This is a genomic window from Paenibacillus vulneris, from assembly GCF_039543185.1.
GTDB classification, from domain to species: domain Bacteria; phylum Bacillota; class Bacilli; order Paenibacillales; family NBRC-103111; genus Paenibacillus_S; species Paenibacillus_S vulneris.
This window is the reverse complement of the sequence record NZ_BAABJG010000035.1, coordinates 36,689-57,603: the sequence shown is the minus strand read 5'-3', so window position 1 is coordinate 57,603 and position 20,915 is coordinate 36,689. Positions and strand designations below refer to the sequence as shown.

23 protein-coding genes, 2 pseudogenes and 1 riboswitch are annotated in these 20,915 nt (G+C 47.5%); of the genes and pseudogenes, 16 read left to right on the top strand and 9 right to left on the bottom strand.

The window, feature by feature from the left end; genetic code table 11:
* Window positions 1-135: 135 nt before the first annotated feature.
* A complete protein-coding gene (locus tag ABEA66_RS27410) occupies window positions 136-489 on the bottom strand; it encodes a helix-turn-helix domain-containing protein (RefSeq protein ID WP_345592605.1) in 354 nt (117 codons plus the stop codon).
* A 188-nt stretch (window positions 490-677) separates the two neighbouring features.
* Between ABEA66_RS27410 and ABEA66_RS27405 the strand changes: the two genes are divergently transcribed.
* Window positions 678-995, top strand: coding sequence for a hypothetical protein (locus tag ABEA66_RS27405; protein ID WP_345592603.1), 318 nt, complete (start codon window positions 678-680; stop codon window positions 993-995).
* 179 nt (window positions 996-1,174) lie between these two features.
* Here ABEA66_RS27405 and ABEA66_RS27400 read toward each other — a convergent pair whose 3' ends face one another.
* The 3 genes from ABEA66_RS27400 to ABEA66_RS27390 are packed head-to-tail and all read right to left on the bottom strand — an operon-like array spanning window position 1,175 to window position 4,971.
* Window positions 1,175-2,329 (bottom strand): Ger(x)C family spore germination protein, encoded by a 1,155-nt coding sequence (locus ABEA66_RS27400; protein ID WP_345592601.1) that lies wholly within the window; start codon window positions 2,327-2,329, stop codon window positions 1,175-1,177.
* Window positions 2,326-3,876, bottom strand: coding sequence for a spore germination protein (locus ABEA66_RS27395; RefSeq protein ID WP_082053538.1), 1,551 nt, complete (start codon window positions 3,874-3,876; stop codon window positions 2,326-2,328). Before ABEA66_RS27395 ends, ABEA66_RS27400 begins: the two co-directional genes overlap by 4 nt.
* Before the next feature lie 6 nt (window positions 3,877-3,882).
* Complete coding sequence (locus ABEA66_RS27390; RefSeq protein ID WP_345592595.1) at window positions 3,883-4,971, bottom strand: GerAB/ArcD/ProY family transporter; 1,089 nt, start codon at window positions 4,969-4,971, stop codon at window positions 3,883-3,885.
* 376 nt (window positions 4,972-5,347) lie between these two features.
* Between ABEA66_RS27390 and ABEA66_RS27385 the strand changes: the two genes are divergently transcribed.
* From ABEA66_RS27385 to ABEA66_RS27335, 12 genes are all read left to right on the top strand, one after another.
* A complete protein-coding gene (locus tag ABEA66_RS27385; RefSeq protein WP_127486793.1) occupies window positions 5,348-5,707 on the top strand; it encodes an AfsR/SARP family transcriptional regulator in 360 nt (119 codons plus the stop codon).
* Window positions 5,708-5,784: 77 nt separating this feature from the next.
* Entirely contained in the window at window positions 5,785-5,958 is a 174-nt protein-coding gene (locus tag ABEA66_RS27380) for a hypothetical protein (protein ID WP_345592592.1), read from the top strand.
* Between the two features lie 146 nt (window positions 5,959-6,104).
* Complete coding sequence (locus ABEA66_RS27375) at window positions 6,105-6,659, top strand: sensor histidine kinase (RefSeq protein ID WP_345592590.1); 555 nt, start codon at window positions 6,105-6,107, stop codon at window positions 6,657-6,659.
* Window positions 6,640-6,984 carry a sensor histidine kinase gene (locus ABEA66_RS27370; protein ID WP_127486797.1) on the top strand — a complete coding sequence of 115 codons (345 nt, stop codon included), beginning with the start codon at window positions 6,640-6,642 and terminating at the stop codon, window positions 6,982-6,984. Before ABEA66_RS27375 ends, ABEA66_RS27370 begins: the two co-directional genes overlap by 20 nt.
* A 105-nt stretch (window positions 6,985-7,089) precedes the next feature.
* Window positions 7,090-7,266 carry a histidine kinase gene (locus tag ABEA66_RS27365; protein WP_158289674.1) on the top strand — a complete coding sequence of 59 codons (177 nt, stop codon included), beginning with the start codon at window positions 7,090-7,092 and terminating at the stop codon, window positions 7,264-7,266.
* Window positions 7,267-7,332: 66 nt separating this feature from the next.
* Window positions 7,333-7,641: a sensor histidine kinase gene (locus ABEA66_RS27360; RefSeq protein WP_345592584.1), complete on the top strand. Its 309-nt coding sequence runs from the start codon at window positions 7,333-7,335 to the stop codon at window positions 7,639-7,641.
* Between the two features lie 39 nt (window positions 7,642-7,680).
* Entirely contained in the window at window positions 7,681-7,983 is a 303-nt protein-coding gene (locus ABEA66_RS36435) for an S-layer homology domain-containing protein (protein WP_377741181.1), read from the top strand.
* A gap of 168 nt (window positions 7,984-8,151) precedes the next feature.
* A riboswitch (cyclic di-GMP riboswitch) is annotated at window positions 8,152-8,237 on the top strand.
* 85 nt (window positions 8,238-8,322) lie between these two features.
* The gene (locus ABEA66_RS27355; protein WP_127486801.1) at window positions 8,323-9,036 is read left to right on the top strand and encodes a response regulator; all 714 of its coding nucleotides are present in this window, start codon (window positions 8,323-8,325) and stop codon (window positions 9,034-9,036) included.
* A 225-nt stretch (window positions 9,037-9,261) separates the two neighbouring features.
* Complete coding sequence (locus ABEA66_RS27350; protein WP_345592580.1) at window positions 9,262-9,822, top strand: hypothetical protein; 561 nt, start codon at window positions 9,262-9,264, stop codon at window positions 9,820-9,822.
* A gap of 600 nt (window positions 9,823-10,422) precedes the next feature.
* Window positions 10,423-10,842, top strand: a complete 420-nt coding sequence (locus tag ABEA66_RS27345) for an RNA polymerase sigma factor (RefSeq protein WP_345592578.1) — start codon at window positions 10,423-10,425, stop codon at window positions 10,840-10,842.
* 118 nt (window positions 10,843-10,960) lie between these two features.
* Window positions 10,961-11,368: a DUF6075 family protein gene (locus ABEA66_RS27340; RefSeq protein ID WP_345592576.1), complete on the top strand. Its 408-nt coding sequence runs from the start codon at window positions 10,961-10,963 to the stop codon at window positions 11,366-11,368.
* Between the two features lie 32 nt (window positions 11,369-11,400).
* Entirely contained in the window at window positions 11,401-13,395 is a 1,995-nt protein-coding gene (locus tag ABEA66_RS27335; RefSeq protein WP_211373348.1) for a C40 family peptidase, read from the top strand.
* A 152-nt stretch (window positions 13,396-13,547) separates the two neighbouring features.
* Here the strand turns inward: ABEA66_RS27335 and ABEA66_RS27330 are convergent.
* From ABEA66_RS27330 to ABEA66_RS27315, 4 genes and pseudogenes are all read right to left on the bottom strand, one after another.
* Window positions 13,548-13,832 (bottom strand): annotated as a pseudogene (locus ABEA66_RS27330) (multicopper oxidase domain-containing protein); the annotation flags it as partial.
* A gap of 195 nt (window positions 13,833-14,027) precedes the next feature.
* Complete coding sequence (locus ABEA66_RS27325) at window positions 14,028-14,822, bottom strand: arsenite methyltransferase (RefSeq protein WP_345592569.1); 795 nt, start codon at window positions 14,820-14,822, stop codon at window positions 14,028-14,030.
* A gap of 225 nt (window positions 14,823-15,047) precedes the next feature.
* A pseudogene (locus tag ABEA66_RS27320) lies at window positions 15,048-16,109 on the bottom strand (NAD(P)-binding domain-containing protein).
* A gap of 51 nt (window positions 16,110-16,160) precedes the next feature.
* Complete coding sequence (locus ABEA66_RS27315; RefSeq protein ID WP_110843134.1) at window positions 16,161-16,613, bottom strand: MarR family winged helix-turn-helix transcriptional regulator; 453 nt, start codon at window positions 16,611-16,613, stop codon at window positions 16,161-16,163.
* A 193-nt stretch (window positions 16,614-16,806) separates the two neighbouring features.
* Here ABEA66_RS27315 and ABEA66_RS27310 point away from each other — a divergent pair, with 193 nt between their 5' ends.
* Genes ABEA66_RS27310 through arsC form a run of 3 tightly spaced genes read left to right on the top strand, consistent with a single transcriptional unit; the run spans window position 16,807 to window position 18,651 of the window.
* Window positions 16,807-17,130 (top strand): ArsR/SmtB family transcription factor, encoded by a 324-nt coding sequence (locus ABEA66_RS27310; RefSeq protein WP_110843135.1) that lies wholly within the window; start codon window positions 16,807-16,809, stop codon window positions 17,128-17,130.
* Between the two features lie 16 nt (window positions 17,131-17,146).
* Entirely contained in the window at window positions 17,147-18,202 is a 1,056-nt protein-coding gene (gene arsB / locus ABEA66_RS27305) for an ACR3 family arsenite efflux transporter (RefSeq protein ID WP_345592564.1), read from the top strand.
* Between the two features lie 20 nt (window positions 18,203-18,222).
* Window positions 18,223-18,651, top strand: coding sequence for an arsenate reductase (thioredoxin) (arsC, locus tag ABEA66_RS27300; protein WP_345592562.1), 429 nt, complete (start codon window positions 18,223-18,225; stop codon window positions 18,649-18,651).
* Window positions 18,652-19,145: 494 nt separating this feature from the next.
* Here the strand turns inward: arsC and ABEA66_RS27295 are convergent, their stop codons facing one another.
* Window positions 19,146-20,906, bottom strand: coding sequence for a SulP family inorganic anion transporter (locus ABEA66_RS27295; protein WP_345592560.1), 1,761 nt, complete (start codon window positions 20,904-20,906; stop codon window positions 19,146-19,148).
* Window positions 20,907-20,915 lie beyond the last annotated feature (9 nt).

The following is a 20,915-nucleotide window of genomic DNA, read 5'->3' as shown; positions in this document are numbered from 1 at the left end:
GTGTTCCTAAGGGATTGCATTTATCCAAAAATAGTTAAATGCCTCAATTATCATTTGTCATAAAGAATCGCGGTAGATAAGCAAGCAAGCGGTTGGTCCTGATCGTCCCAACCGCTTGCTTTTTCATAGTTTATATCACTTCTCTACAAATCTTCGGTTGCCGGTTCCAACAGTTCCCGTAAAATACGATACGCTTGTCGCTGTTTGGCATCGTTGTGTTTGAGCAACAAGAGAATGCTGGCCCATAACCATTTTTTTTTGTTGCAGATTGGCCTCTTTCTCGTCGTTGAATAAATCGAATACGCTCATATGTAATGCCAAAGCAATTTTTTCAATCGTTTGAAGTTTGACGTTTTTTTCGCCGCGTTCAATCTGTCCAAGATATGTCGCGGCCATGCCGATCGTTTCGGCTAGTTTTTCTTGCGTCAAGTTTTGCTCGATGCGGTGTAAGCGAATTTTTGCTCCAACGATTTGCGCAAAAGTAGCCATGTCGTCTTTTACAACCCTTCTCTATAGTAAAGTGTAGTCAAAGCGGTTAGAGGGATGGAGTACTCTTAAACTACAGTAAATCCTCTTTATTGTACCTTTAAATTGTTTAAGCTATAATTTTCCACGGAGTTGCAAAGTCAAGTCACATATTCCTTTATGTTTAGATTGGATAAAAGGAGTCGAAAGTTATGCATCATGTCATGATCGCTGCACAGACTGTATTATATGGGAAACGGCAGGAAATCGGCTTAAGCCATAATCAAGTGGTCCAGCTTTCCAAGGAGATTACGAGACTGACTCGATTATTGGAAAACGTAAGTCAACAGACTGAGAATGGAATGCGAGAAATAAGGGGGAGGGTTGCCACGAGGCTGCTTAGCAAGGAGCAACTGCTCGAATGTATAGCGACAGCTTGGAACATGGGACTTGAAGAAGAGTTTGTTGCTTTTTTGTTCAAGAAACTGCTATGGATGGAATCCTATACGAAATTGTCCGAAATGGAATAGGAGGTTGTCTTCAGAAAGAATGCTTGATGGACGTATTATATTCTTGTATTCCGGAGTATCTTCAATGAAGTTGAAAATGGTTACGGCATTGCTGCCGACGTGGAAGCGCGATTGATCGGATGCATCAATCGCGCCGCGAATCCATGATTTGAACATCGGAATTTCTTTAGATTTAACATCTAGGTTTGGCTAGGCTTTAACTTGTACCTCCCCGTATTGGTCAGTTGAACATGGATTCGTATGTTTCGTAAAGAATACTCATGCAGCACAAAATGATTTTCGTCTTCGATCCGGTGCCATACCGAGGGATAGCGTCGAAACAACGACTCGCCCAGATTATAAACATCAACCTTCCGCTCAAAGCCTTTCCGGTAAGTATGGCGAATTTGTTCTTCAATCTTTCGTTCGGCCAGGTCGATCAATTCTTTCTCGGACATTTCCTGATGCAATTCGTTAATGCCTGCCTTTACCGTTAGCTCGACGTCAAAATAAACGCGAAGATCTTGAACAGACGGCTTGATGCGCACTTTTGGCTTCTCCATGACCAATACAGCCGCTAACGATTTTTCACGTTCGAGAGAAAGCGGCACGCGAACCGTCTTTTTATGCATCCAAGGCAATCCTTGCAAATCGTCCGGATCCAATTCTCCATGGTACCGATTGTTCCAAAACACGGTTATACCTGCATATTCTAACAACGGATGCGTTTTTCTGCTTACTTCCCACTGATTTTTCTCAATCCGTAGAGCAGGCAGGTAACTCATCCGCGAATCTTCTTTCAGCGTCATGACAAATTGATACAACCTGATCGGTGAAATGATCGATCGTTGCCGATACTGGTCCTCCGGATTGTGCAAAATGGACATCATCGGAGACTCATTAAAGAACGGAGTTGAGTTGAAAATATCTTCAATCGATTCTTTGGTACTGAAAACCCAAACCAAATAGCGGATTTCCCTGTAACGGTTCAGCAAATCCAATACATCTTGAAATTTATTCTGTTTCAGAATGTGTTCGTTGAACACGAGCGTGGAAACATGACCCCAAAACACTCTTTGTTGCGACGTCTCATATAAATTGTTTGCAGCTTCCGTAAACGATGCGCCTGTTCCTTTACCGACCCATACAGGTGCTTCCCTCGATTTTTGTTGTCCTTCCAACTTGGCGACGCTGGAAAAATCAATAAGTTGCAAATACACAATGTACTTTCCGTCACGATAATCGAACCCGATGGCGGTTGCATAACTAATATTTTGAATTTCCTTAATATTCCAGCAACCGGTCGTGATGACGAGTAAAGCAATCAAGATTCCTGTTATTTTCATGCCTTTCATTTTGATTGTTCTCCCCGGTTTGTATCGTCAATCGTATGAAGCATCTCCGGACGCTTTCTCTTCCACGCCAATGGCAACCGAAACAAAGCATGCGGTAAATCTTTAAAAAACGGAGGAGACATCGGGGCCAGATACGGAACCCCGAAAGACTGAAGAGACGCCAGCAAAACCAGCAACAAAAATACGCCGAGAAAAAAACCGTATAAACCGAATATGCAAGAAAATATAAACAGTATGATTCTCAGTATGCTCACCGCACCTCCTAACGCCTGATTGGTAAGTGTTGCGCCGAATACATGCGTGATCGCGCCGATGATCACGATTCCGGGCGACAAAATTCCGGCTCGAATGGCTGCATCGCCCAAGATTAAGCCTCCTACAACGGTAAGTGTCGAACCGATAGAGGAAGGAAGGTGAACGCCGGCCTCGCGCAACATTTCAAGAAAAATGAGCGCAAGAAACATCTCCAGGCCGGTGGATAAGGGGATCCCGAGACGATTCACGGTCAGCGTCGCCAGCAAGTAAAATGGAAGCTGGTCTTGATGATAAGAAAGCAGGCAGAGCCAAAATGCGGGAAGCATGAGCGACACGAATAAACCTAACAACCGCAACATTTGTCCGAACGTTGAGGATAACGCTGTAAAATGAATGTCTTCCGGCGTTTTGATCAGGAGCATTAAGTTAGCCGGGCCAATTAATGCCGCCGGCGTTCCGTCCACCAATATAACAAATCGCCCGTTCGTCAAGCAGTTGACGGTAAAGTCGGGTCTTCCGGTATACGCCATAAGGGGAAATAACGCCCATGTCGGTTCAATCATTTCTTCAAGTTCCGTAGCGCTGAATACTCCGTCTATCGTTATCTTCTGCAGGCGCTGTTTCACCTCCTGTATGACCTTTGGATCGGCGATATCGTACATATACATCAATCCGATCCGGGTTTGCGTACGTTCGCCAAGCACCATTTGCTCATAGGCTAACGAAGGCGATTTAAGCCGTTTGCGGATGAGCGCGGCATTGGTGGCCAACTCTTCCACAAAACAATCCTTGGCTCCCCGAACGGAGACTTCGACATTTGATTCTTCCGGTTTTCTCGCCGGAAGCTTGGCAATATCAACGGAACAGATGATCTGAAGCGCAGGAATATACATGAGCAATTTGCCTTCAAACACCTGTTGTGTTGCTTTCCGTTGCCAATTATCATCCGGCAGACGTTCCAGTTGAAGCTGACTCGCCGTTTGAAGCATGCCCGCGTCCGTAAAGCCGTATGTCTCATAAAAACGTTGCAAACGGGGAAGCACCACCTCATGAATCATATGTTGGCTATCGCTCATCCCTTCGCAGAAGACGAATAGTACGGTTGAACGTTCCTCCAGTGCGTTCAAGGTGTAAGTATGATGCTTGACATCGGCGCAACGATTGAACAAATTTAAAATAACTGAAGCATCGGCCAGTTCAACGGCTGGCCGTTCGGAAGTTGAAGGGGATGGTTGAAAAGAGTCGGCGACAGATTTTTTGAAAACAAACGGCCTCAACCCCCTTTTGAACATGGGAATTCACCTCCTCATTCTGTTGGAAATCCAGATTTTCGCGACAAACAATGCCGTCAAGCCCAAAGCAGAGTAAACAGACGCCGGGAAAAACACGCTCCCAAGAAAATCGAGGAACCGTGCATCACTCACGGGCAGCACAACGACAACGATCATCAGCGCGCCGTATAGGATGAGCCACGGCAATCGCTTGCCCGGTTTCCAAATGTCAACCATAAGAAACAGGGCCAGCGAGACGCGAACAAACGTGCCGGAAAGCCACTGGTAGATGGAGAAGAAATCAAGGTGCGAAATATATTGCCCGAGTTGAACCAAACGCCATTGCTCGTATGCAGGGTAGCGTTGATTTGCCGCCTCAGCAGGTCCAAACACGGCGATGGCACCCATCAGCGGTCCCAGAATCAATCCGGCAAGCAGCACATTCACCAGCATGAGAGTGCCGAAGCGAGGACGTTTGGATAAATGCTCCTGATAAAAAAGGATGCAGATGATCTCCAAAAGCCCCCCAGCCGCATATAATGCGCCTTTCCATACAGGCTCCCACCCGAACTCGAAGACCGGAAACAGCAGGCTGTAATCCTTATACTTGTAGTTGGCTGTCATCACAAAATCGCCGAGCACGATCACAACCGGGAGCAAAATGCCGGTGACGATTGCAATCACGCGCAACCCGGCATATGCCGCCAATAGATTGCATCCGACTCCCGCAAGTACTAACGCCAAAGCCGGCGTCTGCGGCAAATAGGAGGCAATCGTCCATGTGATGGTGTCTTTTAGCGAAATGGCGCCCATTACGAACATATATATCGTGAAAAAAACGAGCATACCGGTTGCAGGCAGTTTGCCGAAATGACGATACAACCAGGTTTTGACCGGCGTCCCGTTCATGTTTTTGAGAATATAAGATAAACAGGCGATCCAGACTGGCGATGCTGCCAATACGGCTAAAACGGATACCCAGGCATCCCTTTTGGAAGCAGTCAGCAGAAGCGGGATAATAATCACGTGATTCAGAATGCCTATCGCCATCAGGATCACCATGTATCCTTGCAGCAACGAAATTTTTTGATTGACCGATGCGATACTTGTCACCACTTTCAGATGAACCTCTTCTTATGCTTTCCAAATTCCCCCCTTGCTAAAACAACGTGCATGGATGGACCAATAGCATTTTAATTCAGATGAACGGCAATGAAGGCTGACGACTACGTTCGTAGTATGCGAATCCGACGAAAGGCAAGGAGTTGGACCGTTGTTGTCGAATATGTCCGTAATGTGGTCATGAAATTGCATTGAATGTGCAACAATCGGTATCGCGCATCTAGCAGCCTTATCCGCGGTTCGAGCTCGCCCGGACGCCAACGTCCGTCCTTTGATCCGATGTATGGGGGGCTTTTCCATTGGGCTTCCTCATGCCGAAAACAAGCTGCTTTCCTGGAAAACGAACAAAGAAAAAGAAGTCTGCGCTTTTTTGATCCATCACGAAGGGACGCCCGCGGATACCGCGCTCATCATTGAGTCGATTTGGCCGGGTTGCGATGTGAAAAAGGCGAAAAGCTACTTGTATACTTGTCTGTCCTACTTGCGGAGAAGCTTGCAGGAGCATGACGTCCCCATAAGCGTAGACAAAGCCGGAAACGGGTTCACGATCCGGCTGGACGGGGCGGCTGCCGATGTGACGACATTCGAGGGGATGCTGGACGACATGTTGTCCGAATTTCCCGCCAGCAGCGGCATCAACGAATCGATCTATTTGGGGTATGTCGCGCAAGTTTCCGGGCTGCGCGACAAGGCGCTCACGCACGACTTGATTACGTTACAGCCTTTCTGATGATGTGATTGTATTTTGTCGGCTAGTTCTCCCAACGGAAAAACGATTATTCCCTGATCGTATTCGGGCTGGTGTGCATGTTTTTCGCCCTGTTCACCAGCACGCGCGGCGAAAGAGTGTTGTTCAGCCTGTTCGGCTCCGTTCCGTTCTGGCTGTATCTTCGCATTCAGATGGTTTCGGCGCTTGGCGCGGCATGGGATTTCTCCTGTACGTGTATACGGCGTTCCGTCCGGTTTACTCCTGATGGTTGATCCGGATCGGGTTGATATTTGGGACGGTTCTGGCGGTCTGGGCAATCGGCTTCATCCCCCGTTCGCGACGGATCTGTTTAGGCAACTGGTCACGATCTACGCCACCTTCCCGCAAAGTGGAGGGGAGCCTGTATCTGGCCGTCGCCGTGATCGCCCTGAACGTCTTTGCGCTGGTGCAAAATCTGAACGTCTATTTCGCCGTACCGGTTGATTCGGTGCCTCCGTTCGAACCGCTCGTGTACCTGCTGATGCTGGCTTTGCTCATGTCGCTTCGCTTCTCCAACGCATTCCGGAAAATCGAAGAGCTCTCCGTTCAATTGCTGAAAGCGGACAAGCTGAAAGACGAGTTTCTGGCCAGAACGTCGGATGAGTTCAAGTCGCCGTTGCACGGCGTCATGCATATCGCAAGGTCGATGCTTGACAACGCCAATCATCCGCCGACGGCGGAGCAGCGCGAGAAGCTTGAATTAATCACGAGCATCACCGGCAGGCTTTCGCAGCTGGTTTACGATATTCTGGATTTTTCCAGGCTGAAGCAAGGTGAATTGGCCGTCGATTCGATGCCGGTCGATGTCCGCCCGGCTGTCGAGATGCAGGTGCGCATCTATTCGTTTCTGTGCGCGGACCGCAACATCCGGCTCGAAAACCGTGTCCCCGAACATTTGCCCTATGCGATTGCCGATGAAAGCCGGTTCGGCTAGATCGTCGGCAACCTGCTCGGACAACGCGGTCAAGCATACGGTGAACGGGAGCATTGTCGTCACAGCGGCGGAGAATCGCAGCATGATTGAAGTTTCGGTCAAAGATACGGGGGAAGGAATCGAAGCGCAGCACATCCCGCACCTGTTCGAAGCGTTCCAATTGTTTGATGAGCGAGCGGAACGCCGGGGCTTCGGGCTCGGGCTGTCCATCGTCAAACAACTGGTCGAGTTGCTAAAGGGAACCGTAACGGTATCTTCGACGAAAGGCGTCGGCACGACGTTCACATTCACCCTGCCGATCGCAGGCAACGCGGGAAACCGATAGCAGCTTCCCTGTTAAGCGAACGTCCGGTCAAAGCACCGGAGTACGCTTTCGTGACGCCTCATTATCTGAATTAAAAAGGGAAGCATACCAGCGGTCGATCTGGAAGTGGCGTTTCTGCATTCGCAGATCAAGCCGCATTTTTTGTACAACGTCGTTGCATCAAGTTATACGGATGCGGAACGTTCGCGAAAATTGACCGCGGATCTGGTCGATTATTTGCGAGGCAGCTTCCGGTTAAGCCATATGGAGAAGCGGATCGCTTTCGTGAAGAGTTCAACCTGATCCGGACATACGTCGATATTGAAAAAGCGCGCTTCAAGGATCGCTTACAATTCGAGGATGTACCGGGTGAGCATCCCTCCCCTGCTGCTGCAGCCGCTCGTCGAAAACGCGATTCGGCACGAGATCGGCAATCGGATAGAAGGCGGAACGGTCAAATTGACGACTTTTGAAACGGAGGGCGAATATTGGTTTGTGATTGAAGATAGCGGTGTCGGCATCGAGAGCGAACAGCTAAGTCGACTGCCGGCTTCCGGATCGGACAGGCGTCAGGGCGTCGGCCTGCTGAACATCAACAAGCGTTTGAGACACGAATACGGCATGGATCTGCGGATGTACGGTTATGCTAGCAGACGCACTGAGATTGGAGGGAACTGATGCAACCCTTACCTTCACGGATCAGACGAAGATCGGTGACTGGCCAAGCAGGCGGTTGCTCTCGCTGTAAAAGCGGGAATCGTCAGCGGGTACGAGGACGGCAGCTTCCGACCGGATGCTCAGATCACCCGAGCGGAGATGATATCGATGATCGCAAAAACGCTGAAAGTCTCACTTAATTCGCATACAACAACGGGCTTTGCTGATGACGAAAACATTCCGAGGTGGGCAAAAGGCTCGGTGGAAACGATCCGCAAACTAGGTATTATTGACGGCCGAACGGCAGCAAATTCGTTCCGGACATTACGGCCACTCGGGCGGAAGCGGTATCCATGCTGCTAAGGTTACAGGAACGAAGCGGTTACGGGTGTTTCAAAGACGACCGAGATGTAAAGGAGATGCCCCGAGGCATCTTCTTTCGTAGCCTTGCGAGCTTCCGGATTATGCTTAGTGGTGATGAAAAAGACAACAACGGACATGGGGCAGTATAACGAATGACGACAAGTTCCAACAGGAAAAAGGCAAACCAGTTCGAAAGACTGGGACGCAAAGCCACGGGTCTTCCGCATGCTTGCAATGATCGCCGGGTTACCCTCTCTAATGCTGTCAGGAAAAGGCACGGCCTTCCGAGGGTACGTGTCTTTTTTGTTTTTCCAGAACAATCAATGAGGTGATGAAAAGATGGAGGAGCGTGCAAGTTATGCCGTAGAAGTTGATGAAGTCGTGCGTTGGAAAGAAGGCAAGATCCAAGTATTGCTGGTGGACAGCGACCCCATTTGGCAACAACGGATGGCGGGGCTTATCAATGCAGAGCCGGATATGAATATATTTCATATTGCAACAAACAAGGAATCGGCCATTCGAGCGAGTGTGCAATTGGATTTAGACGTGATGATTCTTGATCTGATACTTCATTCATCGCAACAGGATGGACTCCATACAATTTCCGAAGTTCTGAAAATGAAATCAATGCCAATCATTATCTTGACCTCCCTCTACGAGCCTGAAATCATTGTGGAAGCTGTGCTAGCCGGGGCGATCAATTATATTACCAAGATAAACTATGCTGATGTCGTAAATGCCGTAAGGGAAGCGTATCGGGGGCAACCTTCTCTTCATGCCGATGTTGCATCCATTATCCGTAATGAAATTGGGCTGGATAAGCGAAAAGAATTACATCGAATGCTGACGCCCACTGAAAAAGAGATCTTGCAGTTGATCGGTTGGGGCTATAGACAGCCGGTGATCAGAGAGTTATTAGGCGTCACAGCGAACACCATGAAATCGCACGTTCGTAACATCATTCGAAAATTCAACGCTTGCTCCATTCATGAAGCGGCGGAAAAAGCAAAACGAAGAGGCTTGTACGATCGGCATGATCGAATCATGTGTTAGCGATTCGTACTCGATTCGAGTCATTTTGCGTTCATTCGACACTTTATGAATTGATAGCGTGATGAAAAAATCACCCTCCATATTTAAGCGCTTTATAGGTAAAATGGTAGGTGCAGATGGATATTATTAGGAGGAATTTACCGGAGGTGAGAGTCGTAAAAAGCGGAACGAAGGTTGTGAAAATAGTACCTTGTCAACTTATGCCAAACTAGAAAAGAAGGGAAGATGACGATAGAAATGGAGAGTGAACAACGTACAACGAAGTCGATTGACTGCCGAAACTGGCGGAAAACGTTAAGAAAGCATGCACAGCAAGGAGGGATTTGTGATGTCGCGGACCCGGTCTCCATTCCCTACGAGAAAGTTGAATCATGGCTAAAGTCCTATAAGGACTGGAAAGCGAGATTGAAGTATGTTCAATCCGAACTCACTTACATCCCAGAATTGACGCGCACCCTGGATATGGTTGCGGCTCATAGCAGCAGAAAACAGGAAACGGTATTGCGAACGGTCATTCGACGCATACAGATCACTGAACATGAAATCCCATTGTTGCTATCCAGAATCGGTCTGATCGACTACGCTCTCACGGCGCTCACCTCGGAAGAGGGCTTATTTGTTCGGTTGAGATATTTTGATAATCTGGCGTCCTCAGAAGCCATGAGCCGCCTGGCACTTTCCCGCCGCGCATACTTCTATCATCGGAAGCGAATTTTACGCAAAATCTACATGAAAATCAAAGATCGGACGGTTTTGCTGGATTTGGAGTCTTCTCAAGCAGATTGAATGAATTCAGAAGATTCGTTGCGCATAGATCTGTCCCAGTAATTCAATTTTGAGGATTGGAGTGCCGGAATTGCATCGAACATGCACCGAACGCTGCACCGGATGTGCCTTTTTTTGCACGAAGTATGCACACGATATGCACATGTTTCGTGTTATGATGATAGCGTGGACAGACAGTGCAGCGGTAGCAACAAGAAAACTCTGTGGTCACTCTTTATCAAGCGTCGATTCTTTCCCTGCTACCCAGCGGAAAGGATTACGGCGCTTTTTTTATTGTGTCAATGCGGTCGTCGGCTAAATCCCGGTTGCCAAGGAGCTGAACCAAGCTTAGGGCAGCACCATACATCATAGCCCGCCTAATTTCTCACTCGGTGTTGCCAGGTGAGAAAGAGGGTGAAGGTAATGTATCCCTATTGCTCTTAACTGCAAACGGCGAATTAATCGGCAAGAATGTAATCCAATTGGCCTGGTCGCAATCGCGCGTTGGCGCTCTCTGCGGGTGGGTCTTTTTTGTTGTGCTTCCTGCTTGTCGGGGAGCGTTGGCTGTCGCTCCCCCCCCTCTGTTTTGGTTTGCCATTAAACCAAAATGGAGGGACTTGAATGAAGAAGATGAATTTGCGAGATATGTATCCTTTTTTCAGGTCGGATGTATGGGTTGATGTAGATGAAGAGGTTGCCGATGAAATCCGTCGCTTTGACTTAAAAGAGAGCGCTTACAGACTGCGGACGTATCGTCATAGGGCCTATTATTCGCTGGATCGCAACGACGGGGTTGAGCAGCATGTTTTATTTCTCTCGATTTCACCGGAGGAGGTTTACGAGCGCAAGCTTTCACGGCAGCAACTCTATGAAGCTATGTGTCAATTGCCGGTGAAATCAGCCAGACGGATTTATGCCCATTATTTTTTGGGTATGAGCAAAGTCGATATTGCCAGAGCCGAGCATGTCGATGAGCGGGCGGTTCGTAAATCGATCCAACGAGGCTTGAAAAAAATGGAATACTTGCTCAAAAACATGTAATCGATTCGTCGGAGGGTCCGATTTTCCTGCCAAAATGAACGGTTATATAGAGGACCATGTTCAGACAGCGGCTGGTTGCAACCAGCCGCTGAATTCTCCATGAAAGGGGTATGTGACGATGCATCCGATTTGGTTTCGAGATGATGAACACGAGAGATTTTACGTTCAGATGTTGGATGCAGAGAAATGCAGCGATGGCTACCACCGGGCACTGTTCTATACATTGGGCATTTCCCGAGAAACCAGAAGTCATATCCGCGATTTATATGATTTCTCTAATGGCGGCATTAAGCCCGAAGGTCTTTCGGCCCCATGGCAAACCGGCGGTACCATCCGAGTGTGTCGGCTCGCCTTTAATTTATGGAACGGCTGGACCGAAGCAGGCGACGAACGTTACTCCACTCCCCACGAATTATTCGATTGCAGCGATGCCCCCTATTTTTTTGAAGCGATTCGTCTTCGTTACCCTGATTATTGCCAAAGTAACGAGAGAACGATCAAACGGCTGGCCGAACAAAACCGCTGAATGTCTGCCGACATTGGGAGTTGAATGGAACGATGAAGGAGATTAAAACGAGGAATGTTGTGAAGGACATTAAACGTTTGGAAAGATTCCCAAACGTGTTGCATCGTGTAAAGCGTTCAAGCGCTCATGCCAAGCGGCAAGTTGATCATGACAAGACGACTTCCCAGTCTCCAGTTGAATTTGCTCAGCGCCATTCCGCAGCGGCTACGAAAAAAACAATACGTGCCCAAATGGGGATGAGTGTGCGTATCAACAAGAGATTGATCCGGCACATTCTAAAAAGGAAGCCGTTTCCAGACGGTGATTCTGTCACAAGTCAGAGTCCGATTGATGTTCATACGGAGTCATCGATTTCGCGTACACCGCGACTTGCCCGTAGGATACGTCTGCGAAAGCCGGTTGATGGAAAATACATCTTGTCTTCTGGCTCGCATTCAGGAAAACAACGATTTATACGGAGCCGGGTCAATGCCCGGCTTCTGCATCGTTCTCGAACAGGCAGCTATCCTGACTGGATGCAAAAACGGGATATCGGCCCTCTAAAACCGGTCGGGAAGAAGGAATCATTCTCCGCCGCGGTATCTCATTCAGCAAATGGACGCGTGAAACCGTTAACCCGAGTCCCGTCTACTATAATGAAACAATCAGGTCATACGATCAAACGGAAAGCGCGAAATTTCAAGACGTTAGCGCCATTTATAAAAAATGGGCATCGGCTAGATCACGCTAACGATTATTCGGATGCTTCAACTGAAGGGAGAATGGATGCTGTCAAGGAAGCTCATCGGGCTGCGCATATGGCGATATCAGCTCGCCGGTCCATTCAAACCGCGCGTGCAGCCGCGAGATTGAATCGCCTTATCGTTAAATTGCTTGTAAGAGCCACTGCCTTGCTTGTCAAGGGATTGACGGCGCTTCTGGGATTCAGCGGTTCGGTAATTGTAGTTTTGTGCATTATCATGGCGGTAGCCGCTGTCATTTCCTCTCCGTTCGGTATCTTTGTGTCTGGTGAAAATACGGATGCCGATGTAAAGCCGCTTACCCGAATCGTTCAGGAAATAGACGATGAATTCGCCGCCCGAATTGCAGATATGCAGCGATCCGCTGGCCATGTAGACCGGGTGGAATATCATTATCCCGGCAGCGCGGACAACACTAGAATTGATAACTGGATGGACATTATCGTCGTCTTTGCCGTGAAGACCGTCACAGATGCGGAAAACGGAATGGATGTGGCTACGCTTGATGCAACAAGAATCGGTATCATTCGATCGGTGTTTTGGGATATGAATTCGCTGGAATCTCGTGTTGAAACGATAGAACATAAGGAAACGGTTACGGTAGAACATGAGGACGGGAGCACCAGCGAAGAAACGATTACCCGATATGAGCGCATTTTGCATATTACCGTCACTAGCCAAACTGCGGAGCAACAGGCAGATATATATCGCTTTACAAATGAACAGATGGAATTAATGAAGGAAATGCTGTCCGAGGAGTTCCGCCCGCTCATGTATGCAATACTTGGAAAAGGTGCGGATATTGGTTTGACGCCGGAGCAGCTTGATTTGGTTCAACAGCATTTGCCCAAAGGCGAACTGGGCAGTGAAGCCGTCAAATTGGCGCTGACTCGTCTAGGCGATCCTTACAGCCAACCGAAGGCCGGGCAGGGTAATTATACGGATTGCAGCTATCTCGTCCAATGGGTTTATCGTCAGCTAGGTATTAGCTTGCTGCGAACCGCAGCTGAGCAGGCCAGATTTTGCGTGGAGAATGGCCTTACAGTAGGCGCGGCCGACTTGGTTCCGGGTGACCTTGTGTTTTGGAGCTACGAGCGTAATGGTAGATTTATGGATATTACTCACGTTGGGATTTATGCGGGTGATGGCAAAGTTGTAGATGCTTCCTCAAGTCGCGGGCAGGTGGTGTTTCGGGACTTGTTTGATTCGGATAAGCAAGTGTTGTTTGGAAGGCCGAGTCTTTCTGATTCTTCGCAACAAAATTCCTCCCTGTCGGCAGAAAAATAGCGAAAGCAAGAACCAACTTTAAAAAATGGTGCAACGGAGCGGATGTGACAAAATGGCCGGGTTACGAGTGAACGCTCATTTTTGTATTAATTTGGTTTATTTCCTGCATTCGGGTCTGCAACAAAATCAGTCCTATAGTCTATATATTTTCATTCCCTTACCATACCAGACGAAGCATGATGAAGATCGTGACAATGGAACATCCAGTTCCCTTCATTATCTGCTTCGAATGCAACAACGTACTCTTCCCCCGGCTTCAAATTCACCGTATCCTTAATAACGGAGGACCCTTCAAGCGGTTTCCCGTTTTTGTTTAGGCCTTGGAAGAAGTGCCCGTAAAGGTGCATCGGATGGTCGTCGCTTATTGAGTTATTGACACGGTGAACTTTGACGGTATATCCTTATTTGATGTTTATCGGAACGGTATCCGCAGTAGTAGATGTTGTCTCTTATGTAGCAGTTTGATTGGATTTACGAAAAAAGTCATTTGTAATATGTATGCGGTGTGCCGAAGCCTTCTTCTCCTGTGTAATGACATGCGAGGCAATGGCGAGCTAACCGAATAAAAGCAGTCCTATCCAAACAACGATAGAACTGCTTTGCTTTACTTATGATCTGCTGTGCCGATTGGGTTATGGTTTAACTCCTTTTATAACGGCAGAGGCAAGGTAATCTTCCACCTTCGACCCAGGAACCCAATCTTTAATAAACGCCCTCGATTCCTCTTTCGGTTCGACCACCACATCCTTAAATCCACTTTGCGTTAGCATCGTTTTCAGCTCGTCAACGGACGAGGCCCCCGGTATGCACCCCGAATAAAAAACATCCAAGTCGTTTTTGATTTCCGCCGGAAGCTCTGCCGTCATCACGACATCGGAAACGGCCAGACGACCACCGGGGCGCAAAACGCGGAACGCTTCATGAAACACTTGCTGTTTATCCGGAGAAAGATTGATGACGCAGTTGGAAATGATGACATCCATCGTTTGATCGGGAACAGGCAAATGCTCGATTTCCCCTAGCCGAAAATCGGTGTTCGTGAATCCTCCTTTGACGGCGTTATTGCGGGCGCGACTTACCATTTCCGGCGTCATATCGACCCCAATCACATGGCCGGTTTCCCCTACTTGTCGGGACGCCAAAAAACAATCGAAACCGCCGCCGCTGCCGAGGTCCAATACTACTTCTCCCGGTTTAAGCTCCGCGATGGCTTGCGGATTGCCGCAACCAAGACCAAGGTTTGCACCGTCAGGAACAGCGGTTAATTCTTCGGATGAATAGCCCAACTGCGAAGAAACGTCATCGGCCGATCCGCGGCAGCTTGAAGCTGGCGAACAGCACGAACCCGACTCCACTTTTTGTAAGGCGATTTCTTTATACCGGCTGCGTACATTTTGGCGAATTTGATCGTTCGTTATTTGATTCATGAATCTTCTCTCCTTCAACTTTTTTATCAAATCAGCAGTAGCTAGGGGTGCAACAAGCTGCTGTGTTTGCAATCGTGAGTTGCCGTCTCCAAAGGAACCGGCTCGATAACTCCGTGGGATTTTGCCATTTCCAAGCTTCCCGTGCCGAGCGCTCTATTTCACGCTGCTCCTGTTTCATAAGGTATTCCGTGGCAAACCAATTCAAGTTCATGGGAACTTGCCTCCCTACAAGTCATTTTTCACAAAACGTCGTAGTTTGCGAACAACGTATTTCGCGTCCCGCCCCACCCCCTTAATGTGGCGGAAGCAAAGGAACGCTGTCCTTCCAAGCCGACATAATACAGTCCCGGAACAGAAAGACTGATTTCGGCGGTCTGTAGCGGTTTCCCTTCGGCATCCAGCGCCCCGAGAGGGTGAAGGTAAGACAGATCGGGGCGATACCCGGTTGCAAAAATGACGGTTGCTACCGGTTCTTTCGTTCCGTCTGTCCAAACGACGCCATCGGAATAAAACGAGGTAAACATCGGCCGTTGGTCCGGCTTCCCAGCCTCTAGTCTTGCTCGGTAATCGTCCAAATCGGCAACGGAACTCGGACTTGGAGGCTTTTTGCAAATCGCCAGAATGGAAAGGTATCTAAGCCGACAGCTCTGATCCAAAAATGAAGATCTATTCCCAATACTTTTGTTTTCGTAAGCTGAACGGGCCGAAGAACGGCGAGCAATGTATGGCTGCTGTCGGCAAGCTCTATTGCAATTTGAACCGCAGAATTTCCGCGCCTGACGACGACCACTCGTTGCCCACGGTAACGATCCGGATTGCGGTACGCGGAAGAGTGAAGGACTTCTCCTTGAAAGACTTCCTTTCCGTTTATGTTCGGCGTATAGGGATTATGAAAGGAACCGGTCGCATTGATGATCGTTCTCGTCAGATGACGTCTCCTGCAGCCGTTCGGATCGAAAAGCAGTTGTCGGTTTTCTCCACGGCAACAACCTTCTGATTCGTCCGGATCGGCAAGTCAAAACGTTGGTCATACGCCTTTAGATACTGAATCACCTCGTTTCGCAACGGGTAATTGGTCGCAGCTCCGGGTATCTTCATGCCTGGCAATGAGGATAACCGAGCTGGCGAAAACAGCTTTAGACTATCGTAATAGTGTGGCCAAGAACCGGTTGCCTGTTCGCTTGCTTCCAGGATCACAAATTGCAGCCCATTCTTCTTCAAGTAATATCCGGAAGCAAGACCGGCTTGCCCACCCCCGATAACTATTCCATCGAAAATCGCTGACATTCCAAGTCCTCCTTAGAATATTTGCAAAATGCAAGTATTATAGGAAAAAGATCACCCACAAGAAGGGGTGGAACAGCATTGGCCGGTTTTCGCCATCGCTTCGTTTAATAGCTTGATCGAGCGAATGACGGTATCTTTTTCAAAATCGTTCATGTGTGAGAAAATTTCGTTTAAATAGTCATTCATTTGCTGGTCAATCGACGCCGCAACATATTTTCCTTCTGTCGTTAAGGAAAGCAGCTTCACCCGCCGGTCATCGGGATCGGGCGTTTTCTTCACTAATTTCATCTTGATTAACGACTGGACTTGTCGGCTGAATGTCGTGATATCGGTCCCTAATGCCTCTGCTACTTGCTGGATGGAAGGCTTGTGTTGGCGATCAATTTCGTAAAGAATATGGCTTTGAATTAAGGAGATGTCGCAGCCACCGGCAGAACAGCAGTTTTTATTCAGAAAGCCAAAGCGACGAGTCATGATTTGAAATTGTTCACGTACATTTTCCACGGCGCCTCACCTCATGAAACAGTTATACAACAAATGATTGCAAGTTGCAAGTGTTTAATTTATCTGCAATGCAAAAAACAGGAACTCGGTTCTTAGACAGGATTTTTAAAATTTCATTTTTCGTATTGACTTTTTCCCATACATAAATAACAATATGGTTATATGGTTTTGATGTGGGGTGATTATCACGACAATGGAATTTGAAAAGATAGCAGATATTCTGAAAGCTCTTGCCGATCCGACAAGGCTGAAAATCCTTTCTTTGCTCCGTGTTCGCGATTGCTGTGTGTGTGAACTGGTTCCCATCTTTAACATTTCCCAGCCAGCCATTTCCAAACATGTAAGCCGTCTAAAAACGGCGGAACTGGTCCGCGAAACGAGAAAGGGGCAATGGGTGTTTTACTCCATCAATGAGAAGCGGTTAGAGGAAATTGGTTATGCTCTGTTCCACTTGCCTGATCTATCCGAGGATCTGCGGGAATTGGAGCAACAAGGACTAACGGTTATTTGCGAGTAAAGGGGGTGTACAGCAAGTGTGTAAACAAGAGAAAAAGCGACTTTCATTTCTGGATCGCTATTTGACGTTATGGATTTTTATTTCGATGGCGATAGGAATTGGCTTGGGCTACGTATTTCCCAACTTTGTTGCCGGTTTGAATGAATTTCAAGTCGGAACCACATCGATACCGATTGCGTTTGGCCTTATTTTAATGATGTATCCGCCGCTGGCGAAGGTACGATACGAAGAAATCGATCGTGTCTTCCGAAATGGCAAAGTGTTAACCATTTCATTGATTCAAAACTGGCTCATTGGCCCGATCTTAATGTTTTTCCTGGCTATTATTTTCCTCCAAGGCTATCCGGAATATATGGTCGGCCTGATTATGATCGGTTTAGCTCGTTGTATTGCAATGGTCATCGTTTGGAACGATTTATGCAAAGGGGATGCTGAGTACGCGGCGGGACTCGTTGCTTTCAACTCGATCTTTCAAGTTTTGTTTTATTCCGTCTACACCTTTATCTTTGTTACGATTTTGCCGGGATGGTTCGGGGTGGAAGGTGTCGTTGTTGACATTACGATGGCCGAAGTTGCCAAGAGTGTGTTCATTTATCTAGGGATACCGTTTTTGACCGGAATGATTACTCGCTATTCTCTTGTAAAAGCAAAAGGACGGTCCTGGTACGAAACGGTCTTTATTCCGAAAATCAGCCCCATTACGCTGATCGCGTTATTGTTTACGATCATCGTCATGTTCTCGCTGAAAGGCGAAATGATTATCCAATTGCCGTTCGATGTCGTGAGGATCGCGATTCCGCTATTGATTTACTTTGTCGTCATGTTCTTGATCTCGTTTTTCATGGGCAAAAAAGCAGGGGCTGGTTATCCGGTGACTTCTACACTGGCTTTTACCGCCTCGGGGAATAACTTCGAGCTGGCGATTGCCGTTGCCGTCGGGGTGTTTGGTATTCATTCCGGCTCAGCATTTGCGGCCGTCATCGGTCCTCTTGTGGAAGTCCCCGTGATGATTGCCTTAGTCAACGTCGCGCTCCGATTCCAGCGGAAGTATTTTTCAAAGCAAGCAGCTTAATATAAACAGGAGGACTCATCATGTCAGAAAACAAAAAACTCGTTTATTTCCTTTGTACAGGAAACTCTTGCCGCAGCCAAATGGCGGATGGCTTTTTGAAGGCTCTCGGTACTGATCGCTACGAAGTAAAAAGCGCCGGGTTAGAGGCACATGGGCTGAATCCCCGTGCCGTCCAGGTGATGAAGGAAGCTGGCGTCGATATTAGCAGCCATACATCTGATGTCATCGATCCGGAGATTTTGAATCTGGCAGACTATGTGATTACGTTATGTGGCCATGCAGACGAACATTGTCCGGTGATTTCGAATAAAAACGTCGTGAAATGGCATTGGGGCTTCGATGATCCGGCCAAGGCGACCGGCACCGAGGAAGAAATCATGAGCCAATTTCGAGCGGTTCGGGATGCGATTAAGTCGCGTATCGAAAAGTTTCTAGCCGAAGGTCGGTAAATTTGAACGGGAATGTAAAGTTGTAGACTAAACATTGTCATTACTCCATGGGCAGGATTAAATGAGTAAAGAAAGAAATGTATCCTCACCCTTAAGCCCATTCTCGTCTACATGAGGAGTGGTTTAGGATGGATTGCTGTACATGTTAAAGCTTCTGCTTTAGAAACCATTCATCCCGACAACTCTTATTTATTTTGTTCGAACTCTGCTTACGCAACCGTATATTATAGTGGGAATCATTCGCAATCATTTGCCGAGGATGACTTGAAAGTGGCTGTGTAACAAAAGAATCCGAGCATGGGCGTGTCTGTATGTTACTGTTTCAGTTGGACGAGAGAGCGCCTCGCAGTCGATCTCATTTTTGCTTAGATAAACGATAAGATTGTTAGAACACTTTTTTATTTATCCGCTCGACAATCATGGTAACGCTGAAGTGCAAGTTGCATAGCCATTCACCTCATTTCGTCTTTAGGGCGATTTCAAATGAGATTAGGCTATGTCCTTGCTGGATCAGCCTTTAAACTGGTGATCACTTCTTTTTGAGACTCCTTGTTTGATAACGCCACGCATTCACGGAAAGCAAAATGTTTACAACCTAGACATTTATTCAAATCCAGTTGCAATAGCGCGAAGTTAAGTGCCTCACCGGTATGTCCAAAAAAATGTTCAGCCCCAATCAGCGTATACAACCCTGTTCTCTTCAATACATCTAAAGGCTGAGCTTGAATTCCGGATACAAGAATAATCCCACCAAATTTCTCGAAATGCTTCACCAAACTGGAAAGATTTGATTCACCCGTCGTATCCATAAAAGGTACTTTTCCCATGCGCAGCAGTAACACTTTCGGTCTTAGATGAATCGAATCCATAATGGACTTTTCAAACATGTTCGCGGCGCCGAAAAAGAGGGGGCCTTCGATGGTATAGATCCCAATTTGTGGACAATCGTGGCCTTCGGTCACCATATGAGCTTTCACTTTTTCATGTTTAACTGTTGGGTCAGGCAATACCTTGGAAACCAATAACCCATCACTCATTCGTTTCACAAACAGTATAACAGCCAAAATTAATCCGACTTCAACGGCAGTCGTTAAATTCGTAAAGACCGTTAGCAAAAAGGTAATGAGAAGGACAAAAGAATCGCTCGTTTTGGTTTTTAAGACGTGGGCAAATTCTTTTCGTTCGCTCATGTTCCAGGCAACCAGCATTAGAATCGGTGCCATACTAGCAAGTGGGATCTCTGATGCATAAGGTGCAAACAAAATGAGCACCAGCAATACAACAATACCATGTATAATACCTGACAGGGGTGAGATCGCACCGTTTTTGATATTGGTTGCTGTTCGTGCAATGGCTCCTGTCGCTGGTATGCCTCCAAAAAGAGGGGTTACCATATTGGCGATGCCTTGCCCAATCAGCTCCCGATTGCTGTTATGACGACTGTCGGTCATGCCGTCGGCAACAACCGCCGATAATAAAGATTCGATGCTGCCCAACATGGCAATAGTAAAGGCGGGGCGAATCAAATTTTCAATGCGATCCCAGGTTAGATCAGGGAAATGAAAATGGGGTAGGGTGCTTGGAATAGCTCCAAATGACGATCCAATCGTTGCAACTTCCCCTTTAAAGAATACGGTCGCCACTATAGTGGATACGATAAGCCCTACCAAGGAACCAGGGACCTTCGGTAAAAATTTCGGTGTTAGGAGGATAACTGCCAAACAGACGACCGCTGTGATAATACTGTAGAGATTCGTAGTTGCGAGATGCGTTACAATTTCCTTCATATTTGGTAGAAAATTCTCATGTTTCTCGATACCGCTCAAACCTAAAAAGTTGGCAATTTGTCCGCTGAAGATTATGACGGCAATTCCAGCGGTAAATCCGATGGTTACAGGGCGAGGAATAAATTTTATCAACGCACCGAGTTTAAATAGCCCCATGAGAACAAGAATAATTCCCGCCAAAAATCCTGCAAGCAATAAATTTTCGTATCCATATTCCATGACGATCGCGAAAAGGATCGGAATAAATGCACCGGTCGGGCCGCCGATTTGAAATTTAGAACCCCCGAACAAGGAAATACAGATACCGGCAACGATGGTGGTATAAATGCCATATTCCGGTTTTACACCAGCCGCAATAGCAAACGCCATCCCTAATGGAATGGCGATAATACCAACAATGAGGCCTGAAATGATATCCTTGCGGAATGCGGCCGCATGGTATCCTTCAAATCTTCCCGTCCATTTCATCTGAATTAC

Coding starts and splice junctions, on each gene's coding strand:
- arsC (WP_345592562.1), top strand. CDS start 18,223: ATGTCAGAAAACAAAAAACTCGTTTATTTCCTTTGTACAGGAAACTCT.
- ABEA66_RS27380 (WP_345592592.1), top strand. CDS start 5,785: ATGTTTTTCGCCCTGTTCACCAGCACGCGCGGCGAAAGAGTGTTGTTC.
- ABEA66_RS27350 (WP_345592580.1), top strand. CDS start 9,262: ATGACGATAGAAATGGAGAGTGAACAACGTACAACGAAGTCGATTGAC.
- ABEA66_RS27340 (WP_345592576.1), top strand. CDS start 10,961: ATGCATCCGATTTGGTTTCGAGATGATGAACACGAGAGATTTTACGTT.
- ABEA66_RS27295 (WP_345592560.1), bottom strand. CDS start 20,906: ATGAAATGGACGGGAAGATTTGAAGGATACCATGCGGCCGCATTCCGC.
- ABEA66_RS27370 (WP_127486797.1), top strand. CDS start 6,640: ATGAAAGCCGGTTCGGCTAGATCGTCGGCAACCTGCTCGGACAACGCG.
- ABEA66_RS27325 (WP_345592569.1), bottom strand. CDS start 14,822: ATGAATCAAATAACGAACGATCAAATTCGCCAAAATGTACGCAGCCGG.
- ABEA66_RS27395 (WP_082053538.1), bottom strand. CDS start 3,876: ATGTTCAAAAGGGGGTTGAGGCCGTTTGTTTTCAAAAAATCTGTCGCC.
- ABEA66_RS27405 (WP_345592603.1), top strand. CDS start 678: ATGCATCATGTCATGATCGCTGCACAGACTGTATTATATGGGAAACGG.
- ABEA66_RS27335 (WP_211373348.1), top strand. CDS start 11,401: ATGAAGGAGATTAAAACGAGGAATGTTGTGAAGGACATTAAACGTTTG.
- ABEA66_RS27345 (WP_345592578.1), top strand. CDS start 10,423: ATGAAGAAGATGAATTTGCGAGATATGTATCCTTTTTTCAGGTCGGAT.
- ABEA66_RS27410 (WP_345592605.1), bottom strand. CDS start 489: ATGGCTACTTTTGCGCAAATCGTTGGAGCAAAAATTCGCTTACACCGC.
- ABEA66_RS27400 (WP_345592601.1), bottom strand. CDS start 2,329: ATGAAAGGCATGAAAATAACAGGAATCTTGATTGCTTTACTCGTCATC.
- ABEA66_RS27355 (WP_127486801.1), top strand. CDS start 8,323: ATGGAGGAGCGTGCAAGTTATGCCGTAGAAGTTGATGAAGTCGTGCGT.
- ABEA66_RS27310 (WP_110843135.1), top strand. CDS start 16,807: ATGGAATTTGAAAAGATAGCAGATATTCTGAAAGCTCTTGCCGATCCG.